This is a genomic window from Streptomyces sp. NPDC051051, assembly GCF_040682975.1.
In the GTDB taxonomy this organism is placed as follows: Bacteria; Actinomycetota; Actinomycetes; order Streptomycetales; family Streptomycetaceae; genus Streptomyces.
In genome coordinates, this window is record NZ_JBFBCB010000096.1 from 1 (window position 1) to 13,894 (window position 13,894).

The 13,894-nt window shown below is 73.9% G+C and carries 15 protein-coding genes; 7 read left to right on the top strand and 8 right to left on the bottom strand.

Features of this window, described 5'->3' with window-relative positions; genetic code table 11:
• Window positions 1-88 precede the first annotated feature (88 nt).
• A complete protein-coding gene (locus tag AB0N31_RS35420; protein WP_366062638.1) occupies window positions 89-433 on the bottom strand; it encodes a hypothetical protein in 345 nt (114 codons plus the stop codon).
• A gap of 108 nt (window positions 434-541) precedes the next feature.
• Between AB0N31_RS35420 and AB0N31_RS35425 the strand changes: the two genes are divergently transcribed.
• The gene (locus AB0N31_RS35425) at window positions 542-1,063 is read left to right on the top strand and encodes a GNAT family protein (RefSeq protein ID WP_366062639.1); all 522 of its coding nucleotides are present in this window, start codon (window positions 542-544) and stop codon (window positions 1,061-1,063) included.
• Here the strand turns inward: AB0N31_RS35425 and AB0N31_RS35430 are convergent.
• Window positions 1,057-1,956, bottom strand: coding sequence for a 2-dehydropantoate 2-reductase (locus AB0N31_RS35430; protein ID WP_366062640.1), 900 nt, complete (start codon window positions 1,954-1,956; stop codon window positions 1,057-1,059). The genes AB0N31_RS35425 and AB0N31_RS35430 overlap by 7 nt on opposite strands.
• A gap of 139 nt (window positions 1,957-2,095) precedes the next feature.
• Between AB0N31_RS35430 and AB0N31_RS35435 the strand changes: the two genes are divergently transcribed.
• Window positions 2,096-2,338 carry a DUF2277 domain-containing protein gene (locus AB0N31_RS35435; protein ID WP_366062641.1) on the top strand — a complete coding sequence of 81 codons (243 nt, stop codon included), beginning with the start codon at window positions 2,096-2,098 and terminating at the stop codon, window positions 2,336-2,338.
• Between the two features lie 104 nt (window positions 2,339-2,442).
• Here AB0N31_RS35435 and AB0N31_RS35440 read toward each other — a convergent pair whose 3' ends face one another.
• From AB0N31_RS35440 to AB0N31_RS35455, 4 genes are all read right to left on the bottom strand, one after another.
• On the bottom strand, window positions 2,443-3,054 hold the full coding sequence (locus AB0N31_RS35440; RefSeq protein ID WP_366062642.1) for a VTT domain-containing protein: 612 nt from the start codon (window positions 3,052-3,054) through the stop codon (window positions 2,443-2,445).
• A 232-nt stretch (window positions 3,055-3,286) separates the two neighbouring features.
• Complete coding sequence (locus tag AB0N31_RS35445; RefSeq protein WP_366062643.1) at window positions 3,287-3,742, bottom strand: DoxX family protein; 456 nt, start codon at window positions 3,740-3,742, stop codon at window positions 3,287-3,289.
• 197 nt (window positions 3,743-3,939) lie between these two features.
• Window positions 3,940-5,568: an alkaline phosphatase D family protein gene (locus tag AB0N31_RS35450; protein ID WP_366062644.1), complete on the bottom strand. Its 1,629-nt coding sequence runs from the start codon at window positions 5,566-5,568 to the stop codon at window positions 3,940-3,942.
• Window positions 5,569-5,645: 77 nt separating this feature from the next.
• On the bottom strand, window positions 5,646-6,290 hold the full coding sequence (locus AB0N31_RS35455) for an HNH endonuclease family protein (protein ID WP_366062653.1): 645 nt from the start codon (window positions 6,288-6,290) through the stop codon (window positions 5,646-5,648).
• 420 nt (window positions 6,291-6,710) lie between these two features.
• Between AB0N31_RS35455 and AB0N31_RS35460 the strand changes: the two genes are divergently transcribed.
• Both AB0N31_RS35460 and AB0N31_RS35465 read left to right on the top strand, forming a co-directional pair.
• Complete coding sequence (locus AB0N31_RS35460; RefSeq protein WP_366062645.1) at window positions 6,711-7,292, top strand: TMEM165/GDT1 family protein; 582 nt, start codon at window positions 6,711-6,713, stop codon at window positions 7,290-7,292.
• Between the two features lie 176 nt (window positions 7,293-7,468).
• Entirely contained in the window at window positions 7,469-8,134 is a 666-nt protein-coding gene (locus AB0N31_RS35465; RefSeq protein WP_366062647.1) for an HAD-IA family hydrolase, read from the top strand.
• A 247-nt stretch (window positions 8,135-8,381) separates the two neighbouring features.
• On the opposite strand, the gene AB0N31_RS35470 is transcribed toward AB0N31_RS35465, so the two are convergent.
• Window positions 8,382-9,482, bottom strand: a complete 1,101-nt coding sequence (locus AB0N31_RS35470; RefSeq protein WP_366062648.1) for a peptidoglycan-binding domain-containing protein — start codon at window positions 9,480-9,482, stop codon at window positions 8,382-8,384.
• A gap of 161 nt (window positions 9,483-9,643) precedes the next feature.
• On the opposite strand from AB0N31_RS35470, the gene AB0N31_RS35475 reads away from it, so the two are divergent.
• Window positions 9,644-11,683 carry an MFS transporter gene (locus AB0N31_RS35475; protein ID WP_366062649.1) on the top strand — a complete coding sequence of 680 codons (2,040 nt, stop codon included), beginning with the start codon at window positions 9,644-9,646 and terminating at the stop codon, window positions 11,681-11,683.
• Here AB0N31_RS35475 and AB0N31_RS35480 read toward each other — a convergent pair.
• Complete coding sequence (locus AB0N31_RS35480) at window positions 11,676-12,230, bottom strand: GNAT family N-acetyltransferase (RefSeq protein WP_366062650.1); 555 nt, start codon at window positions 12,228-12,230, stop codon at window positions 11,676-11,678. The two genes, AB0N31_RS35475 and AB0N31_RS35480, sit on opposite strands and share 8 nt — an antisense overlap.
• A 178-nt stretch (window positions 12,231-12,408) precedes the next feature.
• On the opposite strand from AB0N31_RS35480, the gene AB0N31_RS35485 reads away from it, so the two are divergent.
• The gene (locus tag AB0N31_RS35485; RefSeq protein WP_366062651.1) at window positions 12,409-13,089 is read left to right on the top strand and encodes a hypothetical protein; all 681 of its coding nucleotides are present in this window, start codon (window positions 12,409-12,411) and stop codon (window positions 13,087-13,089) included.
• A gap of 6 nt (window positions 13,090-13,095) precedes the next feature.
• The gene (locus tag AB0N31_RS35490) at window positions 13,096-13,779 is read left to right on the top strand and encodes a hypothetical protein (RefSeq protein ID WP_366062652.1); all 684 of its coding nucleotides are present in this window, start codon (window positions 13,096-13,098) and stop codon (window positions 13,777-13,779) included.
• Window positions 13,780-13,894 lie beyond the last annotated feature (115 nt).

Here is a 13,894-nt window from a genome sequence, read left to right on the forward strand (position 1 = left end):
TCGGGGCGACCCTCCGCCTTGCGATCGCACGCACCAGACGCCGCCGGGCCTGCCCTTCGGGCAGACGACGCTACTTTCGAAACACGCCCTAGGCCTCCTCGTCGGGCGGCGCCTCGTGGGCGCGCTTGAGGCGCATACGGGCCTCCACGCGGTCGGCGGCGGCCACCTCCGCCCAGAAGCGGTGGCCGGACACGAACACGGCCAGCTCGTGCTCGCGCCGGCGGAGCTTCTCCACCTCGGCCTGCTCGTCGGCCGTCCAGCCGGGGGAGGCGGGGCGCTCCACCTTGCGCCAGCCGCCGTCGTCACTGAAGCCGTCCAGCGGCTCGACCGACCAGGGCAGCCGCTTCAGCAGGGCCGACAGCTCGGTCCGGACCTGATGCAGCTCCTCCTGACCGGCGCGCAGGTCGCTGGGAAAGTCATAGGTCGTAGCCACACGGCAATGGTACGCCTGTTCGATTTTGAGTCGCGAGTTTCTCAGGGGGGGTTCATTCGTTCGAATGAACGAAGAGGCGCTGTCGGACCCCTGCCCTACGGTGGCGGCATGGACGTCACCGGTGTGCGGCAAGTGCGGTTGGTGCCTTGGGCGGAGGCCGACCTCTGGCTGCTGGAGCGGAACAACAGCCCGGAGATGACGGATCACCTGGGCGGCCCCGAGTCGGCGGCACAGCTGACCGACCGTCACCGGAGGTACCTGGAGCTGGACTCGGGACGGATGTACCGGGTCGTGCTGGCCGGGAGCGGCGAGACCGTCGGGTCGATCGGCTACTGGGAGCGGCCCTGGCAGGGGGAGCCGGTCTGGGAGACGGGGTGGGGGATGCTGCCCGAGTTCCAGGGGCGGGGACTGGCCGCGCGGGCGGCCCGCGCGGTCGTCGAGGTCGTCCGCCAGGGCGCGCGGGACACCGGTGGACCCCGGACCCTGCACGCCTTCCCGGCCGTGGACCACCCCGCCTCCAACGGGGTGTGCCGCAGAGCGGGGTTCACCCTGCTCGGCCGGTTCGGCTTCGAGTACCCCAAGGGGCACTGGACGACGTCCAACGACTGGTGCGTCGACCTCGGTCAGTAGCCCGCTTCCCGCAACTCCCGCACCAGACGGGCCGCCACCGGCACCGGCACCCCGTGCCGTTCGGCCGCACGGAGCAACGCCCCGCCGATCGCGTCCAGTTCCAGCGGGCGGCCGGCCTCCGCGTCGCGCTGCATGGACGACCTGGTGGCCGGCGGGAAGGCGTCGTAGCGGGCGAGTGCCGCCGCCGGGTCGGCGGGGGCGCCGCAGGCGCGGCTCACCGCGGCCGTCTCCGCGACCAGGGAGGTCAGGTCCTCGCGATGGCGTGTCCTGACCTCGCCGAGGGGCAGCGCGTGACGGGTCGTGAGAAGGGCGAAGGGGGCGAGGAAGGCCATCTTCGCCCACAGCGCGGCCGACTCGTCCGGCAGGACCCGGGTCGTCGGGCCGGCCTCCGTCAGCGCCCGCGCGAGGCCGTCGAGGCGCGGGCGGGGGACCCGGTCGCCGACGAGGTCGATCTCCGCGAAGGGACTGGCGTGCTCGATCACGCCCGCGGCGACGCGCGTGGACTCGACGCGGACGACGGCCGGGGCGACGGACTCCGGACCGTAGCGGGCGCGCAGGAGCGCCGGGTGCTCGACGCCGTTCAGGAACGGCACGAGAAGGGCGTCGCCGACGGCTGCGGCCGGGACGCGGGCCAGCGCCGCGTCGAGGGCGGTGTGCTTGACGGTGATCAGGACGGCGTCGACGGGGGCGCCGAGTTCGGTGTCCGCCACGACGGGTGCGGTGAAGTCGCCGAACCGCGCGCTGCGCACGTGCACGCCGTGGGTGCGCAGCCGGGTGGCCGTGTCCTCGCCGGACAGGCAGATCACGCGGTGGCCGGCGCGCGACAGGAGCCCGGCGAGGAGACCGCCGACGCCGCCGGGGCCGAGGATCGCCAGAGTGAGCTTGTTCGTCATGGTGCCGCTGTTCCTCTCGTCGGTCGGCCCCGGATCCGGTGGCCGCCTCGGAGGTGATCATGGCAGGGCCCGGACGGCGGGGGGAAGGGGAAAGGGGAAAAGGGCGACGGACCGGGCCGGGTGGGGTGAGACTGGGGGCATGTGCCGGAGTATCAAGACGCTTCGTCCGCCCGCGCTGCCCGAGGAGGCCACGGAGGACGAGATCCGGGCCGCCGCCCTCCAGTACGTGCGGAAGGTGTCCGGCTTCCGGGCGCCGGCCGCGCACAACCGGGAGGTGTTCGAGCGGGCGGTGGAGGCCGTGGCCGAAGCCACGGCGCAACTGCTGGCCGGACTGGAGGTACGCGGAGCCGCACCACACACGGCCGCGCCGGGCGGGGGCTGATCTCGAGGGCCGGCTGCGCCGGGTCCACGGCGGCCCTGCGGCCGGGCCGGGCGGCTGCCGTGCGGCCCGGCCTGTCCCGCCGGGTGGTTCCCGTGCCCCGGCGGCTACGCCGGCGGCCGGCGCATCAGGTACACCGCTCCCGAGCCCGCGGCGAACAGGGCCAGGAAGGACACCCCCACCGCCAGCCAGGTCGCCCCGAGCCAGTGCGCACCGAAGTAGCCGAGGGCGACGCTGTACGCGGCCCAGGAGAGGCCGGCCAGGGCGGACCAGGGCAGGAAGTCGCGGACGCGGCGCTGCGCGGCGCCCGCGATGAGCGAGACTACGGACCGGCCGGCCGGTGCGAACCTGGCCAGGACGACGAGCGCGCCGCCGCCTTCGGCGAGGGCCCGGCCGAGACGTTCCTGCGCGGTGGTCAGCCGCCGGGAACGGGAGATCGCGCGGTCCAGCCGCGCCCCGCCGCGCCGGGCGAGGCGGTAGGCGGCCAGATCGCCGAGGACGGAGGCGGTCGCCGCGGAGAGGATCAGCGCGAGGATGTCGGGCACCTCGTGCGGCAGCCGTCCGGTCGCCGCCCCCGATCCCGCGGCCGCGGCCGTCGCCGCGGTGATGACGAGCACGCCGCTCGGCAACACCGGCAGGAACACGTCAAGGAGGACCGACAGGGCCACCAACGCGTAGATCCATGGGGCGCCGATCAACGCCCCCACACTCTCGAACACCGCGAAACTCCCCGTCGTCTCCCCCGTGCGGCCGAACCGTGCCGCTGTGTCGCGGGGGAGCGGCAGGTGCGGCCAATGACAGCCATACAGCGTACGCCCGAGGTGTGACAGGAGCTTCACGGGGGGCTCGTGTGTTCACCACGGAGTGTTCACACGAGTGCGGTCCGTCCGCACCTCGGGCGCGCTCTCCACGACCGCGGAGGGCGCGCCCGGGCGCCGGGGGCGCGCGAGGTCAGGCGGCGGCGGTGGCCTGCTCGGTGGCCGGCTCCCGGTCCGACGCCGTACGCCGGGCGAACAGCCGGTCCACGCCGAGCGCGCCGGAGCCGGTGAACACCAGGAGCAGGAAGGCCCAGGAGAACATGGCGGAGGCCTCGCCGCCGTTCTCTATCGGCCACAGCGCCGCCGACTGGTGGACGTCGAAGTACGCGTACGCCATCGAGCCCGAGGCGAGGAAGGCGGCGGCCCGGGTGCCGAGGCCGAGCAGCACCAGGCTGCCGCAGACCAGCTGGATCACGGCCGCGTACCAGCCGGGCCAGGTGCCGGCGTCGATCGTGCCGCCGTCGCTGCCGGCCGCTCCGCCGAGGACGCCGAAGAGCGAGGCGGCGCCGTGGCAGGCGAAGAGCAGACCGACGACGATGCGGAACAGGCCGATCGCGTACGGCTGTGCGCTGTCGAGACGAGCGGACATGTGGGGGGTACTCCTTCGGTGTCGGACGTGCGGCATGCCGTGGGGTGGGCAGGCCGCGTGGGGACGGCGGTACCGAACGAGCGACCCACGCTAGGCGGATCTCAGTAATGCTTGCAAGTTCAACATTTGGCCATGGCTTGGATCCTGCCGGTGGTGCCGTTTCCGGCGCCACCGGCAGGACGGCGGTCGGACACCCCCTACCGGGAGGTCAGTTCGGACTCCGTCACGAGGGCGAGCCCGTCGCCCTCGCGGGCCTGTTCCAGCCGCAGCCGGGCCGAGCGTCCGCGCAGCGTCAGCGTCATCAGCTGGTTGCCGAACCAGGGGCCGCCGGTCCTGCGCCAGTCCACGGGCGGCCGCGGCGAGCGCCCGTGCCGCCGGAAACGGCGCCCCAGGGCGCGGGCGAGGGCGCTCCAGCCGAAACGGAAGCCCACCCTCATCGACCGGGGGATGGAGTTGTGGACGGGGGAGCAGGTGAGTTGCAGCACCCGCGCGTCGGGCGCGTCGCCGGGCCAGCGGGTCTCGGCCACGTAGGCGTGGTGCACGTCCCCGGACAGCACGAGCACGCTCGCCGGTGCCTGCGGTCCCGTCCCCACCTCGGCCAGCAGCGCGGTCAGGGTGGCGAAGGACTCCGGGAACGCCGCCCAGTGCTCCAGGTCCGCCGCGCGCCGCACCTTCTCCCCGAACCGCGCCCAGCGCGGCCCGCGTTCACCCCGGCACAGGGCCGCGTTCCACGCCTCCGCGTCGTGCACCAGGTGCGGCAGCAGCCAGGGCAGCGAGGTGCCGACCAGGAGATGGTCGTACGACCCCGGCGCGTCCAGGGCCTGTTCGCGCACCCAGGCGGCCTCGCCCGGGTCGAGCATCGAGCGCTCGTCCTCCTCCAGGACCCGGGCGGCCCGCGAGTCCACCATCAGCAGCCGCACCCGCCCGAAGTCGCGCCGGTAGCTCCAGCGCACCGAGGCGGGTTCGCCGTCGGCCCGGCGGGCGAAGTCGCGCACGAGGCCGGTGGCGTCGGAGGCGTCCCGCACGGCCGCGTAGAGCGGGTCGGCGGCCAGGGCGGCGGGGGAGAGGTTCCCGAGGTGCTGGTACACCCAGTACGACATCAGGCCGCTCAGGATCCGCTCGCGCCACCAGTCGGTGGCCCGCATGTCGGCCAGCCACGCGGCGGAGGTGTTCCAGTCGTCGATGACGTCGTGGTCGTCGAAGATCATGCAGCTGGGCACGGTGGACAGCAGCCAGCGGACCTCGGGGTCGCGCCAGGACTCGTCGTACAGCCAGGTGTACTCCTCGTAGTCGGCGACCTGACCGCCCGGCGGTTCGTCCGGGTCGCGGCGGGTCGCGATGCGCTTCCTGGTGGCGTCCGAGGTCTCGTCGGCGTACACCTGGTCGCCGAGCAGCAGCAGGACGTCGGGCCGCTCGCCCTCCGGGTCGGCGGCGATCCGCTCGGCCAGGCTGTCCAGGGCGTCGGGCCCCACCGGGTCGTGCTCGTCGGCCGGGGGCGACGCCCACCGGCAGGACCCGAAGGCCACCGTCACGTCCGCGTCGCCGGCCGGGGTGCGGATGGCCGAGGGCGGGAAGCGCGAGTCGGGGAGCGGCCACACGCGCGTGCCGTCGAGGGACACCTCGTACGGCGTGACCGTGCCCGGCGTGAGGCCGGTGACCGGGATCAGGGCGTAGTGGTGGCCCGCCACCTGGAAGGTGCGGGCCGTGCCGCCGGAGCCGTCCGCGCACCGCACCTCGGCGGAGCACGGACGGCTCGCCTCGATCCAGACCGTCGCGGACGAACCGTCGGCGTATCTCAGCAGGGGTCCCAGCCGCAGTTCGGCCACGTGATCGCCTCCTCCGTCGTCCCGTACGGTACGGAACGACGGAGGCGGACGGGGAGATTTCCGCACGAATTTCCGGATCAGCAGCTCGCGAGGTAGCTGGTGAGGGCGCTCTTCTCGGCGGAGTCCACGGAGAGGCCGTAGTAGTACTTCACCTGGACCCAGGCGCGGACGTACGTGCAGCGGTAGGCCGTGCGCGAGGGCATCCAGGTGGCGGGGTCCTGGTCGCCCTTGGCCTGGTTGACGTTGTCGGTGACCGCGATGAGCTGCGGGCGGGTGAGGTCGTTGGCGAAGGCCTGTCGGCGGGCGGTGGTCCAGCCGTCGGCGCCGGAGTCCCAGGCCTCGGCGAGCGGCACCAGGTGGTCGATGTCGAGGTCGGAGGCGGCGGTCCAGGTGGCGCCGTCGTACACGGAGTACCAGCTGCCGCTGGTGGCGGCGCAGGCGGAGTCCTGGACGACGTTGGTGCCGTCGCGCTTGAGGACGACCTCGCGGGTGTTGCAGGTGCCGGACTGGGTGATCCAGTGCGGGAACAGGTCGCGGTCGTAGCCGGTGCGGTCCTCGGCCGCCACGGTGAGCGAGGCGAGGTAGGTGCGGGCGGTGGCGGCGCTGACCGGGGTGGGGAGGGCGGCGGAGGCGCTCGGGGAGTTGAACAGGGCGACGGAGGCTGTCAGTCCGGAGAGCGCCGCGAGTATGCTGACCCGTCGACGCGCGTAGACCTTCGACATGCGTGACATGCGAACTCCCTTGAGGGGTGGGGGTGTTGCGGTGCGAGCGAGGGAATGCTCGCGGGGCCGCGTTGCGGGGAGGTGTGCGCGCGGTAAGAAGTTAGTGACGTGAACATGACACGACAAGGGGCGTGGCGGGACTTTCGTCCGGCGGCCGGGCCCTGGGGGTCGGCGCGAGGGTCGCGTAGCATGGACGGCGCAGAAGGGGAGTAGCTCTTCGCCGGACCGTCGACATACTGCTCAGCTCGTCTGAGCCGGCGCCCGGAGGCAGACCGTTCCGCGGTCGGCCAGCGAGACCTTCGGCAAGCAGTGCACCTCCGTGCCGTACGGCACGGATCAGACGTGTGCTGCCGTGCCGAGGCGTCCTGCGCGAAGGAAGCAGCACTCTCGGCGGGGCAGCCCCCGACCGATTGAGGACCCTTGATCAGCCTGACCGTGACGGCGCTCGTCTTCGGCGTCGTCTTCCTCGCCGAACTGCCGGACAAGACCGCCCTCGCCGGCCTCGTCCTCGGCACCCGCTACCGCGCCTCGTACGTCTTCGCCGGTGTCGCCGCGGCCTTCGCGCTGCACGTCACGCTCGCCGTCGCGGCCGGCAGCGTGCTGACCCTGCTGCCGCAGCAGATCCTGCACGTGCTCACCGGCGTGCTGTTCCTGGGCGGCGCGGCCGTGCTGCTGAGGAACAAGCACGAGGACGACGAGGAGATCCGCAAGCCCGAGAACCAGTCCTTCTGGAAGGTCTCGGGGGCCGGCTTCATGCTCATCCTCGTCGCCGAGTTCGGCGACCTGACGCAGATCATGACGGCCAACCTCGCAGCCCGCTACGACGACCCGCTCTCCGTGGGTCTCGGCGCGGTGCTGGCGCTGTGGTCGGTGGCCGGACTCGGCATCGTCGGCGGAAAGGCCCTGATGAAGCGGGTGCCGCTGAGGCTGATCACCCGGATCGCGGCGGCGCTGATGCTGGGCCTCGGCGTGTGGAGCCTGTGGGAGGCGGCCACCGGCTGAGCCCCGCGCGGAGCTGAACGGACGGTGAACCTTCCCGGGGCGGCTGGCGCAACGGCCCGACTGTTTTGTACCGTGGGGAAACAAAGTGGCTCCCGTCCGTTCTCCCTGACCGGCGGGCGGGGCCGCCTTGTTCTCCGCGTGCCCGCGCACGTGCCCGTCCGCACTGGGAGTCGCCGATGCCGGCCGCCGTGTCCACCACCGTCCTGACCGCCCGTGCCCTCCTCCTCGACATGGACGGCACCCTCGTGAACTCCGACGCCGTCGTGGAACGCGTCTGGCGGCGCTGGGCCGAGCGGCACGGGCTGGACGGCGACGAGGTCATGAAGGTCGTCCACGGCCGCCAGGGGTACGCGTCGATGGCCGTCCTGCTGCCCCACCGCCCCATGGAGCAGAACCTCGCCGACAACACCCGGATGCTCGCGGAGGAGACCGCCGACCTGGACGGCGTCGTCCCCGTCCCCGGCGCTCCCGGCTTCCTCGCCTCCCTGCGCGGGGTCCCGCACGCCCTGGTCACCTCGGCGGACGCCCCCCTGTCGACGGCCCGCATGGCCGCGGCGGGCCTGCCCCTCCCGGAGATCCGCGTCACCGCGGAATCGGTCGGCGCGAGCAAGCCGGACCCCGAGGGCTTCCTGAAGGGCGCGGCCGAGCTGGGCGTGGACCCGGCGGAGTGCGTGGTGTTCGAGGACTCCGGGGCGGGGATCGCGGCGGGGCGCGCCGCGGGCATGCGGGTGGTGGGGGTCGGGCCGCGGGCGGTCGCCCACCGGCCGGACGCGGTGGTGGAGGACCTGACGGGCGTGCGGGTGGAAACGGCCGGGACCGAGGTGCGGATCCACCTGGGGTGAGGCGGGCGGACCCACGGGGCGACTCGCCCCGTGCGGAGGAGCGCGCTCCGTGGAGACCGGGGGCGGTGCCCCTCACGGGCCGGCGCGGAGCCCTGGCGGTCGCGGCTCCGGCGGCACCCGTACCGACACCTGTACCGGCGCTCGTACGGGCGCCCGCACCGGCACCGACGCCCCCGCTGAAGCCGGCACCGGCACCGGCGCCGGAGGCCGCGCGGCCCTGCCGGGCAGCCCGCCGTCGGGCAGGCCCTCAGGGCTCCTTCGTCTCCGACTCCAGCCGTGCCCGGGTCGTCGCCCCGTACGTGCCCAGTTCGTCACCCTGGATGCCCCGCGACCACTGATAGTTGCGCAGGGCGTCCTCGACCCGGCCGCTGAACACCCCGTTCGCCTCGTCGTTGTAGAGGTACACCTGCCCCAGCCGCAACTGGAGTTCGGTCACCTCGGGCCCCCGGTCCCCGCGGCGCAGGACGGTCGCTTCGTCGCCGTCGCCGTCGGCCCCGTTCCCCGGGGCCAGGGACGGCGTGGCCTGGCTGGCCGACGGGCTCGGGCTCGGCTCGGTGGTGCGGGAGGGCGACGGGGAGGCGCTCGACTCCGTCGCGGAAGGTGACGCGCTCGCGCTCTCGGAGGGCGACGGCGAGGCGCTCGACGCCGAGGGGGACGCGGAGCGGCTCGCGGACGGCGACGCCGGGGGTGCGCTGGTCGAGGTGTCGGGGACGGCCGCCCGGACCCCCTCGGGGGCGGCCTGGTTCCGGGCCGGCGGCTCGTAGGAGAACATCCCGCTCGCGAACCCGGCCGCGGCGATCACGGCGACGGCGGCACCGGTGGACGCGATCAGCAGCGTACGGCGCCGGCGTCCGCGCGGGGCCCCGTCGTCGTACGGGCCGCCCCCGGCTTCCCCGCCCGCCTCGAACAGGCTCAGGTCGGTGTCGCTGGGCGCGGAGCCGGGCGGCGCGAGCGGTGTCGGCACCGGAGCCGTGGCGGACGGGGGGACGGCCCGCAGGGGCATGGTCGCGTCGGACACGGCGGCCGTCGGCAACGGCATCGTCGCGTCACCGGCCGCCGCCTCCCCGTCCCCCGGGCCGCCCCCCGGGCCGGCGTCGGACCCGGCTCCGGACCCGGTTCCCTGTCCGAGTTCCACGTACGGCCGTATCCGCAGGGGATCGAAGTCCTCCGCCGCCGCCGCTTCCGCCTCGCGGGTGTCGCGCAGGGCGTCGGAGGCCTGCCGGGCGCAGGCGCAGGACGGGGTGTTGTCCGCCGCCCGGAGCGCACCGCACCGCGGACACGGGTGCCCGTGCCCCTGCGGGTGCACCGGTTCTCCCGGTCGCCCCTGCCCGTCCGTCGGATCGTTCACCCGTTCGCCCCTCCCCATCCAAACTCCAAGGATTATGCAGATCCTCCACACAACCGGTTGCCCGCCACCCCCGGAACGGAAGGTTCCGGCAGGACTCGACAGGCCATAACGGGACACACCGATCACGATGGAAAGGTCCACGCGAGTTGCAGGAGGCATCCATGGCCTTGGACGCGCAGGCCCTGACGGGGGATCCCCGCCAGGAGCACGTGCCCGGGAACGTCCTCGTGTCGATCGGCGCGCTGCTGCTCGGCATGCTGCTCGCCGCCCTCGACCAGACGATCGTGTCGACGGCGCTGCCCACGATCGTCAGCGACCTGGGCGGCCTGAACCACCTCTCCTGGGTGGTCACGGCCTATCTGCTGGCATCGACCGCCGCGACCCCGCTGTGGGGCAAGCTGGGCGACCAGTACGGGCGCAAGACGCTGTTCCAGATCGCCATCGTGATCTTCCTGATCGGCTCGGCGCTGTGCGGGATGGCGCAGAACATGCCGCAGCTCATCGGCTTCCGCGCGCTTCAGGGCCTGGGCGGCGGCGGGCTGATGGTGCTGTCCATGGCGATCGTCGGCGACATCGTCCCGCCGCGTGAACGCGGCCGCTACCAGGGCCTGTTCGGCGCAGTCTTCGGCACGACCAGCGTCCTCGGCCCCCTCCTGGGCGGCCTCTTCACCGAGCATCTGAGCTGGCGCTGGGTCTTCTACGTCAACCTCCCGCTCGGTGTCGTCGCGCTCGGCGTCATCGCGGCCGTCCTGCACATCCCGCGCAGGTCGACGAAGCACGTCATCGACTACCTCGGCACCTTCCTCATCGCCTCGGTCGCCACCTCCCTGGTGCTGGTGGCCTCCCTGGGCGGCACCACCTGGGCCTGGGGCTCGCCGCAGATCGTCGGACTCGCGGTGCTGGGCGTGGTCCTGGCCGTCGCGTTCGTGGCCGTGGAACGCAGGGCCGCCGAACCCGTCCTGCCGCTCAGACTGTTCCGCATCCGCACCTTCACGCTGTCCGCGGTGATCAGCTTCATCGTCGGCTTCGCGATGTTCGGCGCGATGACCTATCTGCCGACCTTCCTCCAGGTCGTCCAGGGCGTCTCGCCCACCCTGTCCGGCGTGCACATGCTGCCGATGGTGGCCGGTCTGCTGCTGGCGTCGACGGCGTCGGGGCAGATCGTCAGCCGCACCGGCCGCTGGAAGGTGTTCCCGGTCACCGGAACCGCCGTGACGACCGTCGGCCTGCTCCTGCTGCACCGGCTCGACGAGCACAGCTCCACGGCCGAGATGAGCGCCTTCTTCTTCGTCTTCGGCCTGGGGCTCGGCCTGGTGATGCAGGTCCTGGTCCTCATCGTGCAGAACGCCGTCTCCTACGAGGACCTCGGCGTGGCCACCTCCGGCGCGACCTTCTTCCGCTCCATCGGGGCCTCCTTCGGCGTCGCCCTCTTCGGCACGGTCTTCACCCACCGCCTCGGCGACAAACTCGCGGACGCCTTCCGCGGCGTCGACCTCCCGCCCGGCGTGTCCCTCGACGCGCTGGAGGCCGACCCGCGCGTCATCGGCGACCTGCCGGCCGCACTGCGCCCACCGGTCCTGCACGCCTACGCCTCGTCCATCACGGACGTCTTCCTGTACGCCGCCCCGGTCGCCGTCCTCGGCTTCCTCCTCGCCTGGTTCCTCAAGGAGGACCCGCTGCGCGCCTCGGTCACCGCGCCGGACGTCACGGAGACACTGGCCAGCAACCCGGTCGAGCGCTCCTCGCACGACGAGGTCTGCCGGGCCCTGTCCGTCCTCGGCACCCGCGAGGGCCGCCGCGAGATCTACCGGACGATCACCGAACGGGCCGGCTACGACCTGCTGCCCGCCGCGAGCTGGATGCTGCTGCGGATGAAGCGCCAGGGCAGCGTCGAGCCGAGCCGGCTCGCCGAGCGCGGCCCCGTCCCGCTGTCCGTGGTCCTGGAGGCCGTCCGGCAGATAGAGGAACGCCAGCTCGCCGTGCGCGAGGGTCTCGACCTGGTGCCGACCGACGAGGGCCGCGAGGCCGCCGAACGTCTCTCGCGGGCCCGCGAGGAGTCGCTGGCCGAACTGCTCGGCGACTGGTGGGGCCCGGACCGCCCCACCGACCTGACGCAGCTGGTGAAGGAGCTGAACGACGAACTGTGCGGCTCCGACCGCGAACAGCCGCACGGAGAAAGCCCGGTGACCCGGTTCAGCTGAGGCGCCCGGCGCCGCCGGTGCCCGCGCCGCCGCCGACGCTCCCGCCGGTCAGGTCCTTGGCGAACCAGTGCTCGGCGTGGGGGTCGTCGTTGTGCGGAGCGCCCTCCCGGTAGCCGCACCGGGCGTACAGGGCGCGGGCCTCGACGAGGTCGCCGCGGGTGTCGAGGACCATCCGCCCGGCGCCGAGCGCGCGGGCGGCCTCCTCGGCGGCCCCGACGAGCAGCGGCCCGCCGCCCCTGCCCCGCGCCCCCGGCCGCACGAACACCCGCGTCAGCTCCGCCGTCGCCGCGTCCAGCAGCCGTACGCCCGCGCTCCCGGCCGGCTCGCCGCCGTACCGGGCGACGAGCAACCGTCCGCCCGGCGGCTCCAGACCGGCCCCGGTGCGGGCGGCGATCTCCCGCTCCAGCTCGTCCGGATCGGTCCGCCGGCCCTCGTGCAGCAGGTACCAGCGGTCGCTGACCTCGGTGTAGTACTCCCGCCACAGCGCGGCGGCGACGGGGGAGTCCGCGGGTTCCGGGGCGACGGTCCAGGAGGTCATGCCGGTCATTCTCGGCAGCTCCCCCGCCGGGCGCGCAACCGGATATGCGCGGCCGGGGCGACGCGGGTCCCCCGCCTCTCCCGGCCGTCCGGCGCGCCCGGCACGACACGGACGCCGTTTGTCCGCCCCGGTCCGGGCAACCAGGACTGTGAGCCGGCCCGAGGGGCCGAAACACCGGAAGGCAACCATGTCCACAGGCGTGATCATCGCTCTGATCGTGATCGTGGCGGCCGTTCTCGCCGTCGCGGCCGTCCTGGCCGTACGGGCCCGAGGGTCGTCACATGGAGGACGGGGCCTGAAGCGCCGCTTCGGGCCCGAGTACGACCGGGCCGTGGCCCGGCACGGCGGGGACGTCAAGGCGGCCGAGCGGGAACTCGGCGGTCTGGTGGAGCGGCACGGCGGGCTGAAGGAGAGGCCGTTGGAGCCCGCCGAGCGCGAGCGGTTCGAAGCCCGCTGGGCCGCGGCGCAGGAGCGCTTCGTCGACTCCCCGCGCGAGGCGGTCGCCGAGGCGGACCGGATCCTGTCCGAGGTCGCCGGCGCCCGCGGCTACCCGGACGGCGGGCAGTACGACGAGCAGGTCGCCGCGCTCGCCGTGCACCACGCCGACCACGTGCAGGGCTACCGGCACGTGCACCACGTCACCCGCTTCCACCAGGACGGCGGCGCACGGGGCGGCGAGGCCCCCGGCACCGAGGACCTGCGGGCCGCCATGGTCGAGGCCCGCGACCTCTTCGACGACCTGGTGGAGGAGGGCAGCCGCCGGGCACTGACGACCCGGCCCGCACAGGACCGTCCGGCCGCGCGCCACGACGGCGGCTCCGGGTTCCACCTGCCGGGCTTCCACCGGCACCAGACCAAGGAGGGGTGAACAGGCATGGCCGACGTGACTTCCGGCGGCGAGTACCGCCGCGCGGCACAGGAGCAGGAACAGCCTCGAGTCGTACCGCTGGGGGAGAGCCGGGGACACGGCCAGGAGCCGGGACCGGAACAGGGACGGGCTCAGGGGCAGGGGCTGGGGCGGAGGCTGGGGGCGCAGAGCCCGGCGGCCGAGCCCGCCGACCCGTCCGCCAACCCCTCCGCCGACCCGTCCGTGGACCCGGTCACCGGTGACCGGGACCCGCGTGCCGCCGCGTCCGGCGGCGTTCCGGCCGGGGCCGTCGAGGACAGCGGCGGCTTCGGCACCTCCCGGGGCACCGGCGACCCTCACGGCACCCACGACACCCCCCGGGGCGCCGGCGCCGCCCATGGCGTCCACGACGCCGACGGCGCCCCGCTGCTCCCGCACGACGAGTGCGACAAGCTCTCCGAGCGGATGCGGCACGCGGTCGCCGGGTTCGTGGACCGGCCCCGGGACGCGGTCGAGGAGGCCGACCACGTCCTAGAGGAACTCGCCGCCCGCTTCACCGACGCCGTGAACAGCCGCCGCCGCACCCTGCGCGGCTCCTGGCAGCTCGCGGACGGCAGGAAGGGCGCACCCGCCGAGACCGCGGACACCGAGCAGCTCCGGCTGGCCCTGCGGGACTACCGGGAACTGACGGACCGGCTGCTGCACCTGTAGCGGTCAGGGCTCCCCGGGGTCTTTCGTCCGGACGCAGGGCGTTCTTGCGGCCGGTGGCGTAGCGGGTCGCCTCGAAGGAGGCGAGGGCACCGGAGGCGAAGCGGCCGGTGAACAC

Excerpts from the sequence above, each read along its gene's own strand:
- AB0N31_RS35480 (WP_366062650.1), bottom strand. The coding sequence starts at position 12,230 with ATGACCGGCATGACCTCCTGGACCGTCGCCCCGGAACCCGCGGACTCC.
- AB0N31_RS35490 (WP_366062652.1), top strand. The coding sequence starts at position 13,096 with ATGGCCGACGTGACTTCCGGCGGCGAGTACCGCCGCGCGGCACAGGAG.
- AB0N31_RS35465 (WP_366062647.1), top strand. The coding sequence starts at position 7,469 with ATGCCGGCCGCCGTGTCCACCACCGTCCTGACCGCCCGTGCCCTCCTC.
- AB0N31_RS35455 (WP_366062653.1), bottom strand. The coding sequence starts at position 6,290 with ATGTCGAAGGTCTACGCGCGTCGACGGGTCAGCATACTCGCGGCGCTC.
- AB0N31_RS35435 (WP_366062641.1), top strand. The coding sequence starts at position 2,096 with ATGTGCCGGAGTATCAAGACGCTTCGTCCGCCCGCGCTGCCCGAGGAG.
- AB0N31_RS35475 (WP_366062649.1), top strand. The coding sequence starts at position 9,644 with ATGGCCTTGGACGCGCAGGCCCTGACGGGGGATCCCCGCCAGGAGCAC.
- AB0N31_RS35445 (WP_366062643.1), bottom strand. The coding sequence starts at position 3,742 with ATGTCCGCTCGTCTCGACAGCGCACAGCCGTACGCGATCGGCCTGTTC.
- AB0N31_RS35430 (WP_366062640.1), bottom strand. The coding sequence starts at position 1,956 with ATGACGAACAAGCTCACTCTGGCGATCCTCGGCCCCGGCGGCGTCGGC.
- AB0N31_RS35485 (WP_366062651.1), top strand. The coding sequence starts at position 12,409 with ATGTCCACAGGCGTGATCATCGCTCTGATCGTGATCGTGGCGGCCGTT.
- AB0N31_RS35425 (WP_366062639.1), top strand. The coding sequence starts at position 542 with ATGGACGTCACCGGTGTGCGGCAAGTGCGGTTGGTGCCTTGGGCGGAG.